The sequence below is a fragment of the Curtobacterium sp. CFBP9011 genome (assembly GCF_034045095.1).
Classification (GTDB): domain Bacteria; phylum Actinomycetota; class Actinomycetes; order Actinomycetales; family Microbacteriaceae; genus Curtobacterium.
The window spans coordinates 52941-74440 of record NZ_JAXCWN010000007.1 but is presented as its reverse complement, the minus strand read 5'-3'; the positions used below and the strand labels follow the sequence as shown (position 1 = coordinate 74440).

17 protein-coding genes are annotated in these 21500 nt (G+C 70.8%); all 17 read left to right on the top strand.

From position 1 onward, the window contains the following. Nucleotides 1–6 precede the first annotated feature (6 nt). The 17 genes from SOM35_RS14360 (at nt 7) to hisD (ending at nt 21489) form a co-directional block, all read left to right on the top strand. A complete protein-coding gene (locus SOM35_RS14360; protein WP_111075112.1) occupies nt 7–1629 on the top strand; it encodes a Mur ligase family protein in 1623 nt (540 codons plus the stop codon). After that, complete coding sequence (locus SOM35_RS14355) at nt 1626–3092, top strand: UDP-N-acetylmuramoyl-tripeptide--D-alanyl-D-alanine ligase (protein ID WP_320515921.1); 1467 nt, start codon at nt 1626–1628, stop codon at nt 3090–3092. The genes SOM35_RS14360 and SOM35_RS14355 overlap by 4 nt, the downstream gene beginning before the upstream one ends. Then, nucleotides 3089–4192 (top strand): phospho-N-acetylmuramoyl-pentapeptide-transferase, encoded by a 1104-nt coding sequence (mraY, locus tag SOM35_RS14350; RefSeq protein ID WP_221849881.1) that lies wholly within the window; start codon nt 3089–3091, stop codon nt 4190–4192. The genes SOM35_RS14355 and mraY overlap by 4 nt, the downstream gene beginning before the upstream one ends. After that, nucleotides 4189–5718, top strand: coding sequence for a UDP-N-acetylmuramoyl-L-alanine--D-glutamate ligase (gene murD, locus SOM35_RS14345; RefSeq protein ID WP_320515920.1), 1530 nt, complete (start codon nt 4189–4191; stop codon nt 5716–5718). Before mraY ends, murD begins: the two co-directional genes overlap by 4 nt. After that, nucleotides 5681–7000 carry a putative lipid II flippase FtsW gene (gene ftsW / locus SOM35_RS14340; protein ID WP_221849883.1) on the top strand — a complete coding sequence of 440 codons (1320 nt, stop codon included), beginning with the start codon at nt 5681–5683 and terminating at the stop codon, nt 6998–7000. Before murD ends, ftsW begins: the two co-directional genes overlap by 38 nt. Continuing rightward, complete coding sequence (gene murG, locus SOM35_RS14335; protein WP_320515919.1) at nt 6997–8178, top strand: undecaprenyldiphospho-muramoylpentapeptide beta-N-acetylglucosaminyltransferase; 1182 nt, start codon at nt 6997–6999, stop codon at nt 8176–8178. Before ftsW ends, murG begins: the two co-directional genes overlap by 4 nt. Further along, nucleotides 8175–9602 (top strand): UDP-N-acetylmuramate--L-alanine ligase, encoded by a 1428-nt coding sequence (gene murC / locus SOM35_RS14330; RefSeq protein WP_320515918.1) that lies wholly within the window; start codon nt 8175–8177, stop codon nt 9600–9602. The genes murG and murC overlap by 4 nt, the downstream gene beginning before the upstream one ends. Further along, a complete protein-coding gene (locus SOM35_RS14325) occupies nt 9599–10870 on the top strand; it encodes a cell division protein FtsQ/DivIB (protein WP_320515917.1) in 1272 nt (423 codons plus the stop codon). The genes murC and SOM35_RS14325 overlap by 4 nt, the downstream gene beginning before the upstream one ends. Before the next feature lie 175 nt (nt 10871–11045). Beyond that, nucleotides 11046–12212 carry a cell division protein FtsZ gene (ftsZ, locus tag SOM35_RS14320; protein ID WP_110903099.1) on the top strand — a complete coding sequence of 389 codons (1167 nt, stop codon included), beginning with the start codon at nt 11046–11048 and terminating at the stop codon, nt 12210–12212. Between the two features lie 9 nt (nt 12213–12221). Then, the gene (locus SOM35_RS14315) at nt 12222–12944 is read left to right on the top strand and encodes a YggS family pyridoxal phosphate-dependent enzyme (protein ID WP_320515916.1); all 723 of its coding nucleotides are present in this window, start codon (nt 12222–12224) and stop codon (nt 12942–12944) included. Nucleotides 12945–12986: 42 nt separating this feature from the next. Next, nucleotides 12987–13565, top strand: a complete 579-nt coding sequence (locus SOM35_RS14310; protein ID WP_320515915.1) for a cell division protein SepF — start codon at nt 12987–12989, stop codon at nt 13563–13565. Nucleotides 13566–13683: 118 nt separating this feature from the next. Continuing rightward, the gene (locus SOM35_RS14305; protein WP_258376718.1) at nt 13684–13980 is read left to right on the top strand and encodes a YggT family protein; all 297 of its coding nucleotides are present in this window, start codon (nt 13684–13686) and stop codon (nt 13978–13980) included. A 217-nt stretch (nt 13981–14197) separates the two neighbouring features. Next, a complete protein-coding gene (locus SOM35_RS14300; RefSeq protein ID WP_320515914.1) occupies nt 14198–14878 on the top strand; it encodes a DivIVA domain-containing protein in 681 nt (226 codons plus the stop codon). A gap of 74 nt (nt 14879–14952) precedes the next feature. After that, nucleotides 14953–15570, top strand: coding sequence for a signal peptidase II (lspA, locus tag SOM35_RS14295; RefSeq protein WP_414648577.1), 618 nt, complete (start codon nt 14953–14955; stop codon nt 15568–15570). Continuing rightward, nucleotides 15567–16490, top strand: a complete 924-nt coding sequence (locus tag SOM35_RS14290; RefSeq protein WP_320515912.1) for an RluA family pseudouridine synthase — start codon at nt 15567–15569, stop codon at nt 16488–16490. The genes lspA and SOM35_RS14290 overlap by 4 nt, the downstream gene beginning before the upstream one ends. Nucleotides 16491–16654: 164 nt before the next feature. Beyond that, nucleotides 16655–20137 carry a DNA polymerase III subunit alpha gene (dnaE, locus tag SOM35_RS14285; protein ID WP_414648578.1) on the top strand — a complete coding sequence of 1161 codons (3483 nt, stop codon included), beginning with the start codon at nt 16655–16657 and terminating at the stop codon, nt 20135–20137. Nucleotides 20138–20181: 44 nt separating this feature from the next. Continuing rightward, nucleotides 20182–21489, top strand: coding sequence for a histidinol dehydrogenase (hisD, locus tag SOM35_RS14280; protein ID WP_320515910.1), 1308 nt, complete (start codon nt 20182–20184; stop codon nt 21487–21489). Nucleotides 21490–21500: the final 11 nt, after the last annotated feature.

Below are 21500 nucleotides of genomic sequence, written 5' to 3'. Positions count from 1 at the left end.
GAGCACTTGTCAGCACGGATCCCCCCGGTCCTCCGGCCCGAACACCCGACCCCGCGGCCGGTCGCCGAACTCGCGAACGCCTTCGGGCTCCGGGTCGTCGGCTCGCTCGACGGCGTCGAGACGACCGGCGTCACCCTGAGCGCCGCCGAGGTGCAGCCCGGTGACCTGTTCGTCGGCGTCCACGGCGCGAACCGCCACGGCGCCGAGTTCGCCGCCGACGCCGCCGAGCGCGGTGCCGTCGCCGTCCTGACCGATGCCGACGGTGTGGCCGTCGCCGAGCGGTCCGGCCTGCCGGTCCTGGTCGTCGACAGCCCGCGGGCAGCGCTCGGGGACGTCTCCGCGTGGGTCTACCGCACCAACCCGGACGAGGCCGAGCTGCCGCAGCTCTTCGCCGTCACCGGCACGAACGGCAAGACGAGCACCTCGTACATCCTCGAGGGCATCCTCAAGCAGCTCGGCCTGGTCACCGGTCTGAGCTCGACCGCCGAGCGGCACATCGGCTCGCTCAGCGTCACCAGCCGACTCACCACGCCCGAGGCCAGCGAGATGCACGCGCTCCTCGCCCGGATGCGCGAGAGCGAGGTCCGCGCCGTCGCCGTCGAGGTCAGCGCCCAGGCCCTCAGCCGGCACCGCGTCGACGGCATCGTCTTCGACGTCGTCGCGTTCACGAACCTCAGCCACGACCACCTCGACGACTACGCCGACATGGAGGAGTACTTCCAGGCGAAGCTGCCGCTGTTCCAGCCGGAGCACGGTCGTCGTGGTGTCGTCTCGCTCGACACCGACTGGGGCCACCGCGTCGTCCAGGACTCCCGGATCCCGGTGACGACCATCACGGTGCACCCCGAGGTCGAGGCCGAGTGGCACGTCGACATCCTCGAGGCGCACGCCGCGTACACCGAGTTCCGCCTGACCGGACCGGAGGGCCGCGAGCTCACCACCCGCGTCCCGCTGATCGGCTGGCACATGGCCGCGAACGCCGCCCTCGCCATCGTCATGCTCGTCGAGGGCGGGTTCGAGCTCGGCGCGATCTCGCACGCGCTCGAGACGAACCACCGCACCTACGCCGACGAGCGCGACGGCACCGTCGTCAGCGCCATCGAGTGCTACCTGCCCGGCCGCACCGAGCGCGTCTCCGGCCACGCCGGCCCGAGCGTCTACGTCGACTTCGGTCACAGCCCCGACGCCTTCCTCAACACCCTCGCCGCGGTGCGCCAGTTCACGCCCGGCAAGGTCGTCATGCTGTTCGGCGCCGACGGCGACCGCGACACGACGAAGCGGGCGGACATGGCCCGGGTCGCGGCCGAGGGCTCCGACATCCTGGTCGTCACCGACCACCACCCGCGCTTCGAGGACGCCGCGTCGATCCGGAAGACCCTGGTCGACGCCGCCCGTGCCGCGTTCCCGGAGCACGAGATCCACGAGGTGAGCCCGCCCGAGGCCGCCATCCGCGCCGCCGTGGCCCTGGTCGGCGAGGGGGACTCGATCCTCTGGGCCGGCCCCGGCCACCAGGACTACCGCGACATCCAGGGCGTCCGGACGCCGTACTCGGCCCGCGACGAGGCCCGTGCTGCGCTCCGCGAGGCCGGCTGGGAACCGAACACCGGCCCGGCGGAGGACGCCCGATGATCGCCCTGACCCTCGCCGAGATCGCCACCGCGGTCGACGGCGAGCTCGTCCGCGGTGCCGCCGACACGACCGTCGACGGTCCCGTGGAGACCGACTCGCGGCTCGTCGGCCCCGGCAGCGTCTTCTTCGCCCTGCTCGGCGAGGAGACCGACGGACACCGCTTCGTGCCGTCCGCCGCAACCGCCGGCGCCGCCCTGGTCGTCACCGAGCGTGCCGTCGACCTGCCGGAGGACTCCGCCACCGCCCAGATCGTCGTCGCGGACGGGTACGCCGCGCTGGCCGCCCTCGCGCACGAGGTCGTCGCACGCGTCCGTGCCGCCGGGTCCCTCCGCGTGGTCGGCATCACCGGCTCGAACGGCAAGACGAGCACGAAGAACATGCTCCGGACGATCCTGTCCCGCGCCGGCGAGACCGTGGCGCCCGAGGGCTCGTTCAACAACCACGTCGGCGCCCCGGTCTCGATGCTCCGGATCACGGCCGACACCCGCTTCCTCGTCGTCGAGATGGGCGCGAGCGGCATCGGCCACATCGCGAAGCTCGTCCGCATCGCCGAGCCGGACGTCGGCGTCGTGCTCAAGGTCGGGCTCGCCCACGCCGGCGAGTTCGGCGGGATCGACGCCACCGAGCGCGCGAAGTCCGAGATGGTCACCGACCTGCCGGCCACCGCGACCGCCCTCCTCAACGTCGACGACGACCGCGTCGCGCGGATGCGCGAGCGCACCGACGCCCGCGTGGTCGGCTTCGGCACGTCCGCCGGGGCGGACTACCGCATCAGCGGGGTCACCACGGACCGCGAGGGCACCCGCTTCACGCTCACCGCGCCTCCCGTCGGCGAGACCGCTCCGGCACCCGACGACGTGACGGGAGGCCCGTCCGACGTCCTCGAGACCGTCGACGTCCGCCTCGCCATCCTCGGCGAGCACCACGCCATGAACGCAGCCGCGGCCCTGACGGTGGCGCACCTCTGGGGTGTGCCGCTCGCCGACGGCGCCGAGGCGCTCGCGTCGATGACGCGCGCCGAGCGCTGGCGCATGGAGTTGCTGCAGGGCCCGGACGGCGTCACCGTCATCAACGACGCGTACAACGCCTCGCCCGACTCGACCGCCGCCGCACTGCGGACGCTCGCGCAGGTCGTCCGCCCGGGGGAGCGCACCGTCGCCGTCCTCGGCGAGATGGCCGAGCTCGGCGAGTTCTCGGTGGAGGAGCACGACACCATCGGTCGGCTCGTCGTCCGCCTGAACATCGGTCAGCTCGTGGTCGTCGGCCGCGGTGCCATGCCCATCCACCAGGCCGCCACCCTCGAGGGATCGTGGGACGGCGAGTCCGTGTTCATCGAGGACGTCGACGACGCCGTCCGTGCCCTCCAGGAACTCGTGCGTCCGGGTGACGTCGTCCTGGTCAAGTCCTCGAAGTCGGCCGGGCTGCGGTTCCTCGGCGACCGCCTCGGAGGTGTCCCCGAATGATCGCGCTCCTCGTCGCCGGCGCTGTGTCGCTGGTGTTCACACTGCTGCTCACGCCGCTGTTCATCAAGCTGTTCCACCGACTCGGGTGGGGCCAGTTCATCCGTGACGACGGGCCGCAGTCGCACCACACCAAGCGCGGCACCGCCACCATGGGCGGCATCGTCCTGATCCTCGGTGCGGTCCTCGGGTACTTCGTGGGACACCTGGTCGGCCGTGACCCGCTCACGCTGTCCGGGCTGCTCGTCCTGTTCCTCATGGTCGGGCTCGGCGTCGTCGGGTTCGTCGACGACTTCCTCAAGGTCCGACGCCAGCGGAGCCTCGGGCTCGGCGGCTGGGCGAAGGTGCTCGGGCAGGTCATCGTCGGCGTGGTCTTCGCGACCATCGCCCTCGTCGTCCCCGCCGGCAGTGGCAAGCCCCCGGCGTCCACGATGATCTCGGCGATCCGGGACATCCCGTGGCTCGACTTCATGGCGCTCGGCACCGTCATCGGGACGATCCTGTTCCTGGCGTGGATCGTGCTGCTCACGGTCTCGACGTCGAACGGCGTCAACGTCGCCGACGGACTCGACGGCCTGGCCACCGGGTCGAGCATCCTGGCGATCGGCTCCTACGTCATCATCGGGTTCTGGCAGTCGAACCAGATCTGCGGTGGCGTCCGGATCGACGAGACCACGAAGCACGCCTGCTACACCGTCACCGACCCGCTCGACCTGGCCGTCGTCGCGGCCGCGGTCTGCGGTGGGCTGATCGGCTTCCTCTGGTACAACACATCGCCGGCGCAGATCTTCCTCGGCGACACCGGGTCCCTCGGGCTCGGCGGTGCCCTGGCTGGTCTCGCGATCCTCAGCCGCACCGAGCTGCTGCTCGTCCTGATCGGTGGCCTGTTCTTCATCGTCACCGGTTCGGTCATCCTGCAGCGGGCGTACTTCAAGATCACGCACGGCAAGCGCATCTTCCGGATGAGCCCCCTGCACCACCACTTCGAGCTCAAGGGCTGGGCCGAGGTGACCGTCGTCGTCCGGTTCTGGATCATCGCGGGGCTCTGCGTCGCGGCCGGGGTCGGGCTGTTCTACCTGGAATGGATCGCACGAGTCCAATGAGCGAACGCCTGAACGGTCTCGACAGCTGGTACTCCGAGGGCTGGAAGGGGCTGCGGGTCGCCGTGCTCGGCCTCGGCGCCACCGGGTTCTCGGTGGCGGACACCCTCGCCGAGCTCGGCAGCGACGTCGTCGTGTACTCGACCGACGCCCCGGCCGACAGCGTGGAACTGCTCGACGTGATCGGTGCCCGCTTCGTGCAGACGCCGCTCGACACCGTGCCCGCCGCGCTCGTCGAGCAGGCACCCGACCTGGTCGTCGTGTCCCCGGGCCTCCCGCCGCACAACGCGACCGTCGTCTGGGCACACGAACACGGTCCGGTGTGGGGCGACATCGAACTCGCCTGGCGGGTCCGCGACAAGGTCGTGAAGGGCCCGGTCGCCGCGCCCTGGGTGACGATCACCGGCACGAACGGCAAGACCACGACCACGCAGCTGACCACCGCGATGTACGCCGCGACCGGGCTGCGTGCCGTGGCGTGCGGCAACATCGGCGTGCCGGTGCTCGACGTGGTCCGCGACCCGGAGGGCTTCGACGTCCTGGTCGTCGAGCTCTCCAGCCACCAGTTGCACTCGATGGCGACCGAGGGCCCGGGTGCCGTCGTGCCGCTCGCCTCGGCCTGCCTCAACATCGCCGACGACCACCTGGAGTGGCACGGTTCCGCCGAGGCCTACCGCGCCGCGAAGGCCAAGGTCTACGAGCGCACCGTGCTGGCCTGCGTCTACAACACGGCCGACGACGCCACCCGGCGCATGGTGGAGGAGGCCGACGTCGTCGAGGGCTGCCGCGCAGTCGGCTTCTCGCTCGGCCTGCCCGCTCCCGGCGACGTCGGGCTCGTCGAGGACGTGCTCTGCGACCGCGCCTTCACCGAGGACCGCCGCAACAGCGCGCTCGAGCTCGCCACCGTCGCGGACCTCGAGACGGCCGGGCTCGACAGCCCGCACATGACCGCCAACGTGCTGGCCGCGGCGGCGCTCGCCCGCGCCGGCTCGGTCCCGCCCAGCGCGATCCGCTCGGCGGTGCAGGCGTTCCGTTCCGACCACCACCGCACCGAGGCGGTCGCCAGCGCCGACGGCATCGCCTGGGTCGACGACTCGAAGGCGACGAACCCGCACGCGGCGACCGCCTCGCTGTCCGCCTTCGAGTCCGTGGTGTGGATCGTCGGCGGGCTCTTCAAGGGCGTCGACATCGACGGCCTGGTCGAGCGCTTCGGGCCCGGGGTCCGTGGCGTCGTCGTGATCGGCACCGACCGGACCCCCGTCCTGGAGGCATTCGCACGACACGCGCCTGCGGTCCCGGTCCTGCAGGTGGAAGCGCTGGACACTGAGCAGGTCATGCCCGAGGCGGTCCGGCATGCCGCATCGGTCGCGAGACCGGGCGACACGGTCCTCCTCGCCCCGGCCGCCGCGTCCTTCGACCAGTTCGGTTCCTACGCCGACCGGGGCGAACGTTTCGCGGCAGCGGTCCACGAGCACCTGGGAGGCGACGCCGATGGCGACACCGACGGATCTGCCGGCGAACGGGCGTAGCGCCCGGGCACGTGCCGGCGCAGCGGGAGCCGCGGCCAGCGCCCGCGTGGGCTCCGGCGTCGACGGTGCCCGCCGCCGCTCGAACGGCGCGGTCGTGGCCGTCAAGAACGTCTTCGTGGCCGAGTCCACGACGTTCTACACGATCCTCGGCGTCACGCTCTTCCTCGTCGTCTTCGGTGTCGTGATGGTCCTGTCGTCGTCGAGCGTCGAGGAGTACCGCTACAAGCACGGCTTCTTCGGTGCCTTCGCCAAGCAGGGCCTGTACGCGCTGATCGGTGTTCCGCTGATGCTCGTGGTCAGTCGCCTCTCCGCCGAGTTCTGGCGCCGCTGGGCGATGCGGATCCTCGGCGCGGGGCTCGTCCTGCAGCTGCTGGTGTTCAGCCCGATCGGCATCTCGGTGCAGGGCAACCGGAACTGGATCGGCATCGGCGGGTTCACCGCGCAGCCGTCCGAGATCCTCAAGCTCGCGCTCGTGCTCGGCATCGGCGCGGTGCTGTTCCGGAAGCGCGAGAAGCTGCACGACTGGCGTGAGGTCTTCATCCCAGTCGGACTCGCGACCGCCGTGTCGATCGGCCTCGTCCTGGTCGGTGGCGACCAGGGCACCGCGATGATCATGATGATCCTGGTCTTCGGCAGCCTGTTCGTCGGCGGCGTCCGTCTGCGGCACCTGGCGGTCGGCGTCGCGGCGATCGCGGTCATGCTGCCGGTCGTCACCATGGCCTCCAGCTCGCGGCAGTCCCGCATCAGCGCGTGGCTCTCCGGCTGCACCGACTCGAACCAGGCGCAGGACCTGTGCTGGCAGCCCGTGCACGGCATGTGGGCGCTGGCGTCCGGCGGTGTGTTCGGGGTCGGCCTCGGCAACTCGAAGCTGAAGTGGTCGTGGCTGCCCGAGGCGGACAACGACTACATCTTCGCGATCGTCGGTGAAGAGCTGGGGCTCATCGGCGCGGTCGTCGTGCTCGCCCTGTTCGTCGTCCTGGCCATCGGCATGATCCGGGTCATCCGCCTGTCGCCGGACCCCTTCGTCCGCACCGTCACCGGCGGCGTGCTCGCCTGGGTGATCGGGCAGGCGCTCGTCAACATCGCGGTCGTCCTCGGGCTCCTGCCGGTGCTCGGAGTGCCTCTCCCACTCATCTCGGCCGGTGGATCGGCGCTCATCATGACGCTCGTCGCCATCGGCGTCGTGCTGTCCTTCGCCCGTGACCTGCCGAGCCGCTCCGGCAGCAGGGCACGCGCCACCACGGTTCCGGAACCCGGGACACGGAACGGAGCCCTGCGGTGAGCCGCTTCCTCTTCGCCGGCGGCGGGACCGCCGGCCACGTGAACCCCCTGCTCGCGGTCGCCGACCGGCTGACCCAGCGGTCGCCGGAGGACGAGGTCCTGGTCCTCGGCACGGCCGAAGGGCTGGAGTCCCGGCTCGTCCCGATGCGCGGCTACGAACTCGTGACGATCCCGCGCCTGCCGTTCCCGCGCAAGGTCAACGGTGCGGCCCTGCGGTTCCCCGGTGCCTTCTGGTCGGCCGTCCGACGCACCGAGCAGATCATCCGCGAGCGCGAGATCGCCGTCGTCCTGGGCGTCGGCGGCTACGCGGCCGCGCCGGCCTACATCGCGGCGAAGCGCACCGGCACGCCGATCGTCGTGCACGAGCAGAACGCGAAGCCGGGCCTGGCGAACCGGATGGCCGCCGTCCTGACCCGCCACGTCGGCGTGACGTTCTCGAACACCAAACTGCCGCACTCCCGCGTCGTCGGGATGCCCCTGCGCCGTGAGATCGAGCGGCTGGACCGTCGGGCCGAGCGCGCGGCGGGCTTCGCCGAGTTCGGCCTCGACCCGGAGCGTCCGGTGCTGCTCGTCACCGGTGGTTCGTCGGGCGCACGGAGCATCAACCGCACCGTCAACCAGGCCGCGGCGACGATCCTCGGGGCCGGGTGGCAGATCCTGCACGTCGTCGGCGCCGCGTCGGACATCGGCCCGAGCGACCTGGACGGGTACCACGTGCTGCCGTACTGCGACCGGATGGACCTGGCGTACTCGGCGGCGGACTTCGTCGTCTCGCGCTCCGGCGCCGGCATGGTCTGCGAGCTCACCGCCGTCGGTCTGCCGAGCGTCCTGGTGCCGTACCCGGTCGGCAACGGCGAGCAGCGGCACAACGCCCGCGACGTGGTCGCCGCCGGGGGAGCGGTGCTCGTCGCGGACCAGGAATTCACGCCGGAGTGGATCACGTTGCAGCTGCTGACGATCCTGGAGGACCGTGCCGGCATCGCGGACATGGCCGTCCGGTCCGGCAGCGTCGGACACCGCGACGGCGCCGACCGGATGACCGAGCTCGTGCTCAGCGCGGCGCGCACGAGCAAGCGCCGCAGCAGCAGCACCAGCAGCGACACCGGCACCAGCAGCGACACCAGCACCGGCAGCGACACCAGCAGCACCCGCTCCACCAGCAGCACGGAGGAACCATGACCATCAAGCCGGACCTCACCCAGCCGATCCCCGACGACCTGGGCACGGTGCACTTCGTCGGCATCGGCGGGTCCGGCATGAGCGGCATCGCGCGGATGTTCCTGGCCGCTGGCCACCACGTCACGGGCAGCGACTCCCGCGAGACCGCGACGACCGGCCGGATGCGCGAGCTCGGCGCGGAGGTCCGGATCGGGCACGACGCCGCCAACGTCGGCGACGCGGACACGATCGTCGTCACGAGCGCGCTGTGGCCGGACAACCCCGAACTCCTCGAGGCGCAGCGCCGCGGACTGCCGGTGCTGCACCGGTCGCAGGCCCTGGCCGCACTGATCTCCGAGCACCGCCTGGTGGCGGTCGCGGGCGCGCACGGCAAGACCACCTCGACGGGCATGATCGTCACCGCCCTGGTCGAGCTGGGCCTCGACCCGAGCTTCGTCAACGGCGGCGTCATCCAGTCCCTGGGCACGAGTTCGGCACCGGGCAGCAGCGACCTGTTCGTCGTCGAGGCGGACGAGTCCGACGGCTCCTTCCTGCTCTACGACGTGGCGATCGCGCTCATCACGAACGTCGACCCGGACCACCTGGACCACTACGGCAGCGAGCAGGCCTTCATCGACGCGTTCGTCGAGTTCGCCGCGAAGGCCCGGGAGCGCATCGTCGTCTCGAGCGACGACGCCGGTGCCCTCCGGGTCACCGAGGGCATCCGTGCCCGCCCGGACGCGCCGGAGATCGTCACCTTCGGCGAGGCCGAGGGCGCCGACGTCCGCATCGAGCGTGTCACCGAGGGCGCCGGGGTCACGGTCGACCTGCGCTGGGACGGCGCGTCGCACCACATCGCCCTGCGCGTGCCGGGCCGTCACAACGCCGTCAACGCGGTGGGTGCCTTCGCGGTGCTCGTCGGGCTGGGCGTCGAGCCGGCCGACGCGGTCCGCGGCATCGAGGCGTTCGGTGGGACCGAGCGGCGCTTCGAGCTGCACGGTGTCGAGCGGGGCGTCTCGGTGTACGACGACTACGCGCACCACCCGACCGAGGTCGCCGCGGCGCTGCACGCGGCCCGCGACGTCGTCGGCGCGGGGCGCATCATCGCGATCCACCAGCCGCACCTGTACTCGCGGACGCGGCTGATGGCGGGCGACTTCGCGAAGGTCTACGAGGAGCTGGCGGACCACACGGTCGTGCTCGACGTCTACGGCGCCCGGGAGGACCCGGAACCCGGTGTCACCGGCGCCCTGGTGCAGGAGCGCTTCGCCGACCAGGAGCGGGTCGACTACCTGCCCGACTGGGCCGAGGCCTCGGCGCGTGCGGCTGCCGTCGCCCGCGACGGCGACATCATCATGACCCTGAGCTGCGGCGACGTGTACCGGATCATCCCGCAGGTCCTCACGGCCCTGCAGACGGACGACGCCGGAGCCGCAGGCCGGTGAAGCGCCCGGAGGGGTTCGACGACCGGGCCGGTGCCGACGAGCGGTCCGCCGGGACGGACGTTCCCGGCGGCGCGGCGCGGTCCAGTCGGCCGGCTCGGAGCGGCGGCTTCCGTTCCGCACTGAGCGGCGCCCGGGAGGCCCGGCGTGCCTCGCGCACGTCGGCGCACCGTGACGTGGTCGCGTCCACCCCGGAGCCGGACGTCGACCCGCTCGACGCCCTCCTGCCCGCACTGCGGGACGTCGACCTCACGGAGGACGACCGCACGCCGGGCGTCCGCGGCACCGACGAGCGCCTGACCGCCCCGGTGCCGCTGGACCGGCGGTTGACCGGAGCCGTCACGACGCGCGACGACGTGACGGATGTCGACGTGACGGAGCCGGGACGGGCCTCCCGTCCGGACGGCACCGCGCGCACGGCCGTGACCGACGACGCCGTGTCCACCCACGTGCCGCACGAGACCCCGATCGGCGCCCGCGTCCGCGCGGCCGAGACCGCCCGCGAGGCGCGCATCGCCCGCAAGCGCCGCCGTCTGCTGGAGCGTGCCGAGGTCCGTCGGTTCACCCGACGTTCCCGGCACCGTCGTGCAGCGTGGATCACGGCGGGCGGTGTCGTCGTCGTGCTCGTGGTGTCGATCCTGGTCGCGGTGTTCTCGCCGCTGATGGCGCTGCAGACCATCGAGGTGAAGGGCACCGACCGCGTCGACGCGGCCGAGGTCCGGGCGGCGCTGTCGGGGCAGATCGGCACGCCCCTGGCCCGGATCGACCTGGGCGAGGTGAAGCAGCAGATCGCCGGCTTCCCGCTGATCGAGAGCTACGTCACGGAAGAGGAGCCGCCGCACACCCTGGTCGTCACCGTCACCGAACGGACGCCGGTCGTCGCGGTGAAGTCGGGGAAGTCGTTCGACCTCGTCGACCCGGCCGGCATCGTCGTGCAGTCGATGACGAAGCGGCCGAGCGGCATGCCGGTGGCGGACATCGGTCGGGCGAAGCTCGGCAGCACGGTGTTCCGGACCATGACCGAGGTCGTGCTGGCGATGCCGACCAGTGTGCGCGACCAGGTGTCGGGCATCGCGGCCTCGACCTCGGACGACGTGACCCTGACCATGAGCGACGGGTCGAGCGTGGTGTGGGGGAGTCCGGACGAGTCCGCGGCGAAGGCGACGCTGTTGGCGGCTCTGGTGAAGGACCACGCGGCACGTGACAAGGGCTCGAAGGTCGAGTACGACGTGTCCGCTCCGGACAACGGCATCATCCGACCGCAGGGCTGACCGCGCCGAGCGGATGTGACGCCCACGGGTTCTGCGCCGCGATCGGCGACACGCGGCGTGGCGGGTCGTCAGCAGCAGGACGGCACCCGTAGCGTCGGGGCCAGCACCATTCGTAGCAGCTAGAACTCTGAACTTCAAGCAAAGGTTGAGGGTTCTGACCGGAGGCCGGACAGACGTGACCACGAACCACAACTACCTCGCCGTCATCAAGGTGGTCGGTGTCGGCGGCGGCGGTGTCAACGCCGTCAACCGCATGATCGAGCTCGGACTCCGCGGGGTCGAGTTCATCGCCATCAACACCGACGCACAGGCGCTGCTGCTCAGCGACGCCGACGTCAAGCTCGACGTGGGTCGCGAGATCACCCGCGGCCTCGGAGCCGGTGCCGACCCCGAGGTGGGTCGCCGCGCCGCCGAGGACCACGCCGAGGAGATCGAGGAAGCCCTCGCTGGGGCCGACATGGTCTTCGTCACCGCCGGTGAAGGTGGTGGCACCGGAACCGGTGGCGCCCCGGTCGTCGCACGCATCGCGAAGTCGATCGGCGCCCTGACCATCGGTGTCGTCACGAAGCCCTTCGGCTTCGAGGGCAAGCGCCGCCAGTCGCAGGCCGAGAACGGCGTCGCGAGCCTCAAGGACGAGGTCGACACGCTCATCGTCGTGCCGAACGACCGCCTGCTCGAGATCTCCGACCGCGGCATCTCCATGGTCGAGGCCTTCGCCACGGCCGACCAGGTGCTCCTCGCCGGTGTCCAGGGCATCACGGACCTCATCACGACCCCGGGCCTGATCAACCTCGACTTCGCCGACGTGAAGAGCGTCATGCAGGGTGCTGGTTCGGCGCTCATGGGCATCGGCTCCTCGCGGGGCGCCGACCGTGCGATCAAGGCGGCGGAACTCGCCGTCGCGTCGCCGCTGCTCGAGGCCTCGATCGACGGTGCGCACGGCGTGCTGCTCTCGATCCAGGGTGGCTCGAACCTCGGCATCTTCGAGATCAACGACGCGGCCCGTCTGGTGCAGGAGGCCGTCCACCCCGAGGCGAACATCATCTTCGGTGCGGTCATCGACGACACCCTCGGCGACGAGGTGCGGGTCACCGTCATCGCCGCCGGCTTCGACGGCGGCGAGCCGTCGCAGCAGCAGCACCAGGAGCGTCGCTCGAGCTACGTCGACCCGGATGCCGGCGCCACCGTGCCCGTCACCACCGGTTCGTCCAACCGCATCGAGGACTCCGGCCACTCGACCCCGTCGTGGGCGTCGCAGGAGCACGAGCCGCCGGCGCAGCGCGCCGCCGACCCGGCCTTCGACGACGACGACGAGCTCGACGTCCCCGACTTCCTGAAGTAACCGACCCCTGTGGTCGCCGACACGCGCCTCCCGTCCTCGTCACCAGACGACGGACTGGAGGCGCGTCTCGCGTCCGTCCGGGAGGGCATCGCCGACGCGGCGCGCGCCGCCGGCCGCTCCGTCGACGAGCTGACCCTCGTCGTCGTCACGAAGTACCACCCGGCCGCGCTCGTCCGGCAGCTCGCCGCACTCGGCGTGACGGACGTGGGGGAGAACCGGCACCAGGAGGCGCAGGCCAAGGCCGCGGAACTCGAGGAGCTCGGCCTGACCTGGCACTTCGTCGGGCAGCTGCAGTCGAAGAAGGCTCGGCAGGCGCGCCGGTACGCGCACGTCGTGCAGTCCCTCGACCGAGCGAGCGTCGTCGACGCCTTCGCCCCGACCGAGACCGAGCCGGAGCCCCGCATGCTCGACGGCTTCGTGCAGGTCAACCTCACGAACAACCCCGGTCGTGGCGGTGTCGTACCGGACGAGGTCGACGCCCTGGCCGAGCGGGTCCTGGCCACCGGGACCCTGCGCCTCCGGGGCGTGATGGCGGTCGCGCCGCTCGACGAGGAGCCCCGCGCGGCCTTCGCCCGGCTCCGTGCGATCTCCGAGCGGGTGCGCCTGCTCGAGCCCGCGGCGACCGACATCTCCGCCGGCATGAGCGGCGACTACGCCGAGGCGATCGCGGAGGGCGCGACACACCTGCGGATCGGGAGCGCAATCACCGGGAATCGGCCCGCCGCCCCATAGCCTCGTCGCAGGGCATCAACGAGCACGACTCCCGGAGGAACCATGGCCAACCCGCTGAAGAAGACGATGGTCTACCTCGGCCTCGCCGACGAGGAACTCGACTACGAGGACGAGCAGCAGGCCGCGCCGGCGCAGGCGCGCCAGCAGGCCCCGGCAGCGCCGGAGGAGGCCCCGGCCGCCGCAGCGCCCGCTGCCGCTCCGGCCGCCGCAGCGCCCGCAGCTGCCGCTCCGGCCGCCGCGCCCGCGAAGCCCCAGCACACCTCCCAGCGCGGCGCGCAGGTCACTCCGCTCCGCCGCGCGCACACGACCGCACAGAAGGCGACCCCGGTCCAGGAAATGAACGAGATCCTCACCGTCCACCCGCGCGAGTACAAGGACGCCCAGTCCATCGCCGAGAGCTTCCGTGACGGCATCCCCGTCATCATCAACCTCTCGCAGATGACCGAGGGTGACGCCCGCCGGATGATCGACTTCGCCAGTGGCTTGTCGCTCGGCCTGTACGGCAAGATCGAGCGCGTCACGAACAAGGTCTTCCTGCTCTCGCCCGCACACATCGCAGTGAGCGGTGAGCCTGCTGAGGTAGAGTCCGACATCGAGGCGAACTTCTTCGCCCAGTCCTGAGCCGCCCCCGCGGTACGGGTGCCCGACGGGCTCCCGGACGACCGCTCGGCACCCAGGCCCACCCGCCCCGTGACCGGTGCCACCCGGCCCCGGTCACATGAGACGAGCGAGCCGAACCGTGTTCATCTTCACGATCCTCTCCTTCCTCCTCACGCTCTACTTCTTCGTGATGTGGGGGCGTTTCATCCTCGACATGGTCCAGGCGTTCAACCGCTCCTGGCGTCCGCAGCGTGCGCTGCTCGTGGTGGCGGAGTTCGTCTACACGATCACCGACCCGCCGATCAAGGCGGTGCGACGTGTCCTCCCGCCGCTCCGGCTCGGACCCGTCGCCCTGGACTTCGGCTGGACGATCGTGATGCTCGTCGTGATCATCCTGCGCGTCGTCGTCAACTCGTTGGCATTCCGCTTCATCTGATCCCTCGGCCGTCCGGGCACCCCGGTCGGCACGGCCACGACACGCGCCACGCGGGCCTCCGACACGGTTCGGAGCCGCCCTCGGTGTACGGTGGTCGGGATCGATGTCCTGCCCTGGCGGGACATCCGCACCGGGACCCCGGCTGGTACCTTCAGCTCGGACGGTCCAGCAGGGCCCCCGGTTCCACACGTTCAGCAGTTCTATTGAGGTGACGGCAATGGCTTTGACGCCGGAAGACGTAGTCAACAAGCGGTTCCAGCCGACCAAGTTCCGCGAGGGCTACGACCAGGACGAGGTCGACGACTTCCTCGACGAGATCGTGGCCGAGCTGCGTCGCCTGAACCAGGAGAACGACGAGCTCCGTCAGCGCCTCGAGTCGGCCGACTCGGCGCCGTCGCTCGCCAAGACCGACGAGCCCGCACCGGCCCCGACCCCCGAGCCGGCCCCGGTCGCCGCCGCTCCGGAGCCCGCACCGGTCGCCGCTGCCGCTCCGGCCACCACGGTGAACCCGGACGAGGACACCGAAGGCACCACGAACCTCCTGACGCTCGCACGTCGTCTCCACGAGGAGCACGTCCGCGAAGGCGTCGAGAAGCGCGATGCACTCATCGCCGAGGGCCAGGCCCAGGCCGCCCGTCTCGTGTCCGAGGCCGAGGCCAAGCAGCGCCAGGTCCTCGCCGACACCGAGAACCAGAACCGCCAGCGCGTCGCGGTGCTCGACCAGGAGCGCACCCAGCTCGAGGGCAAGATCGACGAGCTCCGCACGTTCGAGCGCGACTACCGTGCGCAGCTCAAGAGCTACATCCAGAGCCAGCTCTCCGAGCTCGACTCGTCTGCCAGCACCGAGCAGTCCGGCTTCGCGCCGGCCCCGGCCTCGGCGCAGGGCTTCGGCAACTGACGTTGGACCGACCCGTCCCACGAGCGAAGGTCAGTGCACGCGCTATCGCGGCACTGGCCTTCGCCGCTGTCGTGGTGGTGACGCTCGACCAGGTCACGAAGGCGCTCGTCGTCGCGAAGTTGCCCGAGGGCGTCGTCGTCCCGGTGCTCGGCAACGCGCTGCAGTTCCTGTCCGTCCGGAACCCCGGTGCCGCGTTCTCCTTCGCGGTGAACATGACCTGGGTCTTCTCGCTCATCTCGGCCGCGGTCGTCGTCGCGATCGTCGTCTACGCACGGCGCATCCGGTCGATGTGGTGGGCGATCGTCCTCGGCATGCTGCTGGGCGGCGCGCTCGGCAACCTGTCCGACCGGTTGTTCCGTGAACCGGGCTTCGGGCGCGGACACGTCGTCGACTTCATCTCGACGCCGTGGATGATGCCGGCGATCTACAACGTGGCCGACTCGTTCATCTGCGTCAGCATGGTCGTGTTCGTGTTGCTCGTGATCCTCGGGGTGAACCTCGACGGCACGCGTGCCGTCTCGGAGAAGCAGCAGCGCGCGATGGCCGAGGCGTCCGCGACGGACGCCGGGAAGTCCGCCGCGGCCGGCCCCGGGTCGGCCGCCCCCGAATCGGGGACCGGCGCCGACGGGACGGACGCGGAGCGCGCCTCCCGACCCGCCGCCGATGGCTCCCTCGGGCACGACGCGACGTGAGCGAGCAGCGTCAACTGCCCGTCCCGGACGGGCTCGCCGGTGAGCGTGTCGACGCCGCCATCGCCAAGCTGCTCGGGTTCAGCCGCTCGTTCGCGGCCGACGTCGTCGCCGCCGGCGGTGTCCGGGTCGACGGCGTCGTCGCAGAGAAGTCCGACCGCCTGCACGCCGACGCGTGGCTCGAGGTCGAGTGGACCCCGAAGGAAGCCCCGCGGATCATCCCGGTGGAGGTCCCCGGCATGACGGTCGTGCACGACGACGAGGACATCGTCGTCGTGGACAAGCCCGTCGGGGTCGCCGCACACCCGTCGCCCGGCTGGGACGGGCCGACCGTACCCGGAGGCCTCGCCGCCGCCGGCTTCACGATCGCGACCTCCGGTGCGGCCGAACGTGCCGGCATCGTGCACCGACTGGACGTCGGCACCTCGGGCCTGATGGTCGTGGCGAAGACCGAGCTGGCCTACACGCACCTCAAGCGGGCGTTCAAGGAGCGCACGGTCGAGAAGGTCTACCACGCGCTCGCACAGGGGCACCCCGACCCGACCTCCGGTACCGTCGACGCCCCGATCGGTCGCCACCCCTCGAGCGACTGGAAGTTCGCGGTGACGGCCGACGGCAAGCCGAGCGTCACCCACTACGCGACGCTCGAGGCCTTCCGGTCCGCGACTCTGCTCGAAGTGCACCTGGAGACCGGGCGCACCCACCAGATCCGCGTGCACATGGCGGCGACCCGGCACCCGCTGGTCGGCGACACGATGTACGGCGCGGACCCGGTGCTCGCCGAGGAACTCGGACTGACCCGGCAGTGGCTCGACGCGGTCCGACTCGGCTTCGCGCACCCGCGCACGGGGGAGTGGGTCGAGTTCCAGGCGTCCTACCCGGACGACCTGCAGGTCGCACTCGACCGCATCCGCGCGGCCTGAGGAACGGCGCGCCGAGCGGCCACGCCGGGCGCCCGAGCGACACGCTCGGGATCGTCGTGGGTCGCGGTTAGGCTGTCCACACCCCACCGCAGACCGTACGAACCGGAGGTTCCGTGTCGGATTCCGACTCCTTCGTCCACCTGCACGTGCACAGCGAGTACTCGATGCTCGACGGTGCCGCCAGGCTCTCCGACCTCGTGGCGGAGACCGCCGCACAGGGCATGCCGGCCGTGGCGGTGACGGACCACGGCAACATGTTCGGCGCCTACGAGTTCTGGAAGACCGCGAAGGCCGGCGGCGTCAAGCCGATCATCGGGACCGAGGCGTACATCACGCCCCGAACGCACCGCACCGACAAGACCCGTGTGCGCTGGGGCGACGGCGGTGGCGACGACGTGTCCGGCTCCGGCGCGTACACGCACATGACGATGTTCGCCGAGAACACGACCGGCATGCACAACCTGTTCCGGTTGTCGTCGCGGGCGTCGATCGAGGGCTACTACTTCAAGCCCCGCATGGACATCGAACTGCTGCAGGAGTACCACCAGGGCATCATCGCGACGACGGGCTGCCCCTCGGGCGAGATCCAGACGCGCCTGCGCCTGGGGCAGTACGACGAAGCCGTGCAGGCCGCCGCCGACTACCGCGACATCTTCGGCAAGGAGAACTACTTCGCCGAGGTGATGGACCACGGGCTCGAGATCGAGCGGCGCATCATGAGCGACCTGATCCGGCTCGCGAAGGACCTCGACATCCCGCTCGTCGGCACGAACGACCTGCACTACACGCACGCCCACGACGCCACCTCGCACGCGGCCCTGCTCTGCGTGCAGTCCGGTTCGACGCTGAACGACCCGAACCGCTTCAAGTTCGACGCCGACGAGTTCTACCTGAAGACGCCGGCGCAGATGCGGCACGTCTTCCGCGACAACCTCGACGCGTGCGACAACACGCTGCTCATCGCCGAGCGGTGCAACGTTGAGTTCGACACCGCCGCCAACTACATGCCGAAGTTCCCGGTCCCCGAGGGCGAGACCGAGCACTCCTGGTTCGAGAAGGAGGTCGCGAAGGGGCTGGACTACCGGTACCCGGACGGCATCTCGCAAGAGGTCCAGGAGCGCGCCGACTACGAGGTCGGCATCATCAACCAGATGGGGTTCCCGGGCTACTTCCTGGTCGTCGCGGACTTCATCAACTGGTCCAAGAACAACGGCATCCGGGTCGGACCCGGCCGTGGTTCCGGTGCCGGTTCGATGGTCGCGTACGCGATGCGCATCACCGACCTCGACCCGATCCGGCACGGCCTGATCTTCGAGCGCTTCCTCAACCCGGACCGCGTCTCGATGCCGGACTTCGACGTCGACTTCGACGACCGGCGCCGCGGTGAGGCGATCAAGTACGTCACCGAGAAGTACGGCTCCGAGCGCGTCGCCCAGATCGTCACCTACGGCACGATCAAGGCGAAGCAGGCGCTGAAGGACTCCTCGCGCGTCCTCGGCTTCCCCTTCGGCATGGGCGAGAAGCTCACCAAGGCGATGCCGCCACCCGTGATGGGCAAGGACATCCCGCTCACCGGGATCTTCGACAAGGACCACCCGCGGTACAAGGAAGCCGTCGACGTCCGTACCGTCGTCGAGACCGACCCCGAGGCGAAGACGGTCTTCGACACCGCCCTGGGGCTCGAGGGGCTGAAGCGCCAGTGGGGCGTCCACGCCGCCGGCGTCATCATGTCGAGCGACCCGCTGATCGACATCATCCCGATCATGAAGCGGGAGCAGGACGGCCAGATCGTCACGCAGTTCGACTACCCGGCAGCGGAGTCGCTCGGCCTGATCAAGATGGACTTCCTGGGGCTCCGCAACCTCACGATCATCAGTGACGCGCTCGACAACATCAAGACCAACCGCGGCATCGACCTGGACCTCGAGCACATGGGGCTCGAGGACCCCGAGGCGTACGCGCTGCTGCAGCGCGGTGACACCCTCGGCGTCTTCCAGCTCGACGGTGGGCCGATGCGCGGGCTGCTCCGCCTGATGAAGCCCGACAACTTCGAGGACATCTCGGCGCTCATCGCCCTGTACCGCCCGGGGCCCATGGGTGCGAACTCGCACACGAACTACGCGCTGCGCAAGAACGGCGAGCAGGCGATCACGCCGATCCACCCGCAGCTCGAAGAGCCCCTGGCGGAGATCCTCGGCGGCACCTACGGCCTGATCATCTACCAGGAGCAGGTGATGGCGATCGCGCAGAAGGTCGCCGGCTTCTCGCTCGGCCAGGCGGACATCCTCCGCCGCGCGATGGGCAAGAAGAAGAAGTCCGAGCTGGACAAGCAGTACGCGGGCTTCCACCAGGGCATGATCGACAACGGCTACGGCGAAGCGGCGATCAAGACGCTCTGGGACATCCTGCTGCCGTTCTCCGACTACGCGTTCAACAAGGCGCACTCCGCCGCGTACGGCGTGGTGTCGTTCTGGACCGCGTACCTGAAGGCGCACTACCCGGCCGAGTACATGGCCGCACTGCTCACCAGCGTCGGCGACGCCCGCGACAAGCTGGCGCTGTACCTCAACGAGTGTCGCCGGATGGGCATCAAGGTCATGCCGCCGGACGTCAACGAGTCGATCGGGTTCTTCGCGGCCGTCGGCGACGACATCCGCTTCGGCATGGGTGCGATCCGCAACGTCGGCTTCAACGTCGTCGACGACATCGTCGCCGCCCGCAAGGAGAAGGGCGCGTTCGAGTCGTTCCACGACTTCCTCCGCAAGATCCCGATCTCGTCGGCGAACAAGCGCACCGTCGAGTCGCTCATCAAGGCCGGTGCCTTCGACGAGTTCGGCGACAGCCGCCGGGCGCTCGTCGAGATCCACGAGGGCTCGGTCGAAGCGGCCGTCAAGGTGAAGCGTGACGAGGCCCACGGCAACGTCGGCTTCGACTTCGACTCGCTGTTCGCCGAGGTCGCCGAGGAGCACCCCGCGTCCCTGACGGTGTCGCAGGTGCCGGAGCGCCCGGAGTGGTCCAAGCGCGACAAGCTGGCGTTCGAGCGGGACATGCTCGGGCTCTACGTCTCCGACCACCCGCTCGCCGGGCTCGAGATCGAACTCGCGAAGCACCAGTCGGTCACCATCGCGGACCTGCTCGCCGCCGACGACTCGATCGAGGGCGAGACCGTCACGGTCGCCGGGCTGCTGACCAGCGTGCAGCACCGGGTGGCGAAGACGAGCGGAAACCCGTACGGCATCGTCGACATCGAGGACTTCGGCGGCCAGATCGGCGTGATGTTCCTCGGCAAGACGTACCAGGAGTTCGGGCCGTCACTGGTGCCGGACTCGATCGTCGTCCTGCGCGGCCGGGTCAACGTCCGCGACGACGGCAAGGCGCTGCACGCGGTGAGCATGTTCCAGCCGAACGTCGGCGACGCGATGGGCTCCGGCCCGCTGACGCTGTCACTGCCCGAACGACAGGCGACCACGCAGACGGTGACCGAGCTGGCGGCCGTCCTCGGTCGGCACCAGGGGGACACCGAGGTGCGGTTGAAGCTCCTCAAGGACGACGTCGCCCGCACGTTCGAGCTGCCGTTCCCGGTGAACCTGACGCCGGACCTGTTCGGCGAGCTGAAGAGCCTGCTCGGGCCGCGCTGCCTGGTGTAGCGGGGTCCGGGCGGGTCGGCGGTCCTCGGTACGATGGACGCCTCATGATGCAGCGAATCGACCTCCGTGGCGGGCTCCCCGGCCGCGCCGAACTCCTCCGACTCATGCCGCGTGCCGAGGGCGACGTCGGGCACGCGGTGGACGCCGCCCGGGTGCTCGTCGACGACGTCCGCAACCGTGGGGCCGAGGCACTCCGCGAGCAGGCCGAACGGTTCGACGGGGGAGCACCGGAGCACATCCGGGTGCCCGCTGCCGAGATCGACGCCGCGGTCGCCGGTCTCACCCCCGAACTCCGCGCCGCGCTCGACGAGGCGATCCGCCGCGTCCGTGCCGCGAGCGCCGCGCAGGTGCCGTCGCCGTCCGTGACCACGCTCGCCGACGGCGCCGAGGTCCACCAGCGGTGGCAGCCGATGCGCCGCGTCGGGCTCTACGTGCCCGGCGGCAAGGCCGTGTACCCGTCGAGCGTCGTCATGAACGTCGTCCCCGCGCAGGTCGCTGGCGTCGGGTCGATCGCCCTCGTGTCCCCGCCGCAGCGCGACCACGGCGGCGCGGTCCACCCGACGATCCTCGCCGCGGCCGGGCTCCTCGGCGTGCAGGAGGTCTACGCGATGGGCGGTGCCGGCGCGGTCGGTGCCCTGGCCCACGGCGTGGCGGAGATCGGCCTCGAGCCCGTCGACCTGGTGACCGGTCCGGGCAACAACTACGTCGCCGCCGCCAAGCGCCTGGTGCGCGGCATCGTCGGCATCGACTCCGAAGCGGGTGCCTCGGAGATCCTCGTGATCGCCGATGACACCGCGGACGCCGGCAACGTCGCGGCCGACCTCATCAGCCAGGCCGAGCACGACGAGCAGGCCGGCAGCGTCCTCGTCACCACGTCGGAGGCGTTCGCCGATGCGGTGGAGGCCGCGATCCCGGAACGGACGGCGGTGCTCGGGACGGCTGCGCGCCTCCAGACCGCCCTGGACGGGCCGCAGTCCGCGATCGTCCTGGTGGACTCGCTGACCGACGCCGCGACCGTCAGCAACGCCTACGGGCCGGAGCACCTCGAGATCCAGACGGTCGACGACGACGCGGTGCTCGCCGACATCGACGCCGCGGGTGCGGTGTTCGTCGGTCCGAGCACGCCGGTCAGCCTGGGGGACTACCTCGCGGGGTCCAACCACGTCCTGCCGACCGGCGGCCAGGCGCGGTTCGGGTCCGGGCTGTCCGCGTCGACGTTCCTGCGGCCGCAGCAGGTGATCCGCTACACCGCGGCCGCCCTGGCCGAGGTCGCCCCGCACATCGTCGCGCTCTCCACGGAAGAGCAGCTGCCGGCGCACGGTGCCGCCGTGTCCGAGCGCACGAACCGCTAGCCTGAGGGCGC

Coding starts and splice junctions, on each gene's coding strand:
- SOM35_RS14355 (WP_320515921.1), top strand. CDS start 1,626: ATGATCGCCCTGACCCTCGCCGAGATCGCCACCGCGGTCGACGGCGAG.
- mraY (WP_221849881.1), top strand. CDS start 3,089: ATGATCGCGCTCCTCGTCGCCGGCGCTGTGTCGCTGGTGTTCACACTG.
- murD (WP_320515920.1), top strand. CDS start 4,189: ATGAGCGAACGCCTGAACGGTCTCGACAGCTGGTACTCCGAGGGCTGG.
- ftsW (WP_221849883.1), top strand. CDS start 5,681: ATGGCGACACCGACGGATCTGCCGGCGAACGGGCGTAGCGCCCGGGCA.
- murC (WP_320515918.1), top strand. CDS start 8,175: ATGACCATCAAGCCGGACCTCACCCAGCCGATCCCCGACGACCTGGGC.
- SOM35_RS14310 (WP_320515915.1), top strand. CDS start 12,987: ATGGCCAACCCGCTGAAGAAGACGATGGTCTACCTCGGCCTCGCCGAC.
- SOM35_RS14300 (WP_320515914.1), top strand. CDS start 14,198: ATGGCTTTGACGCCGGAAGACGTAGTCAACAAGCGGTTCCAGCCGACC.
- dnaE (WP_414648578.1), top strand. CDS start 16,655: ATGCTCGACGGTGCCGCCAGGCTCTCCGACCTCGTGGCGGAGACCGCC.
- hisD (WP_320515910.1), top strand. CDS start 20,182: ATGATGCAGCGAATCGACCTCCGTGGCGGGCTCCCCGGCCGCGCCGAA.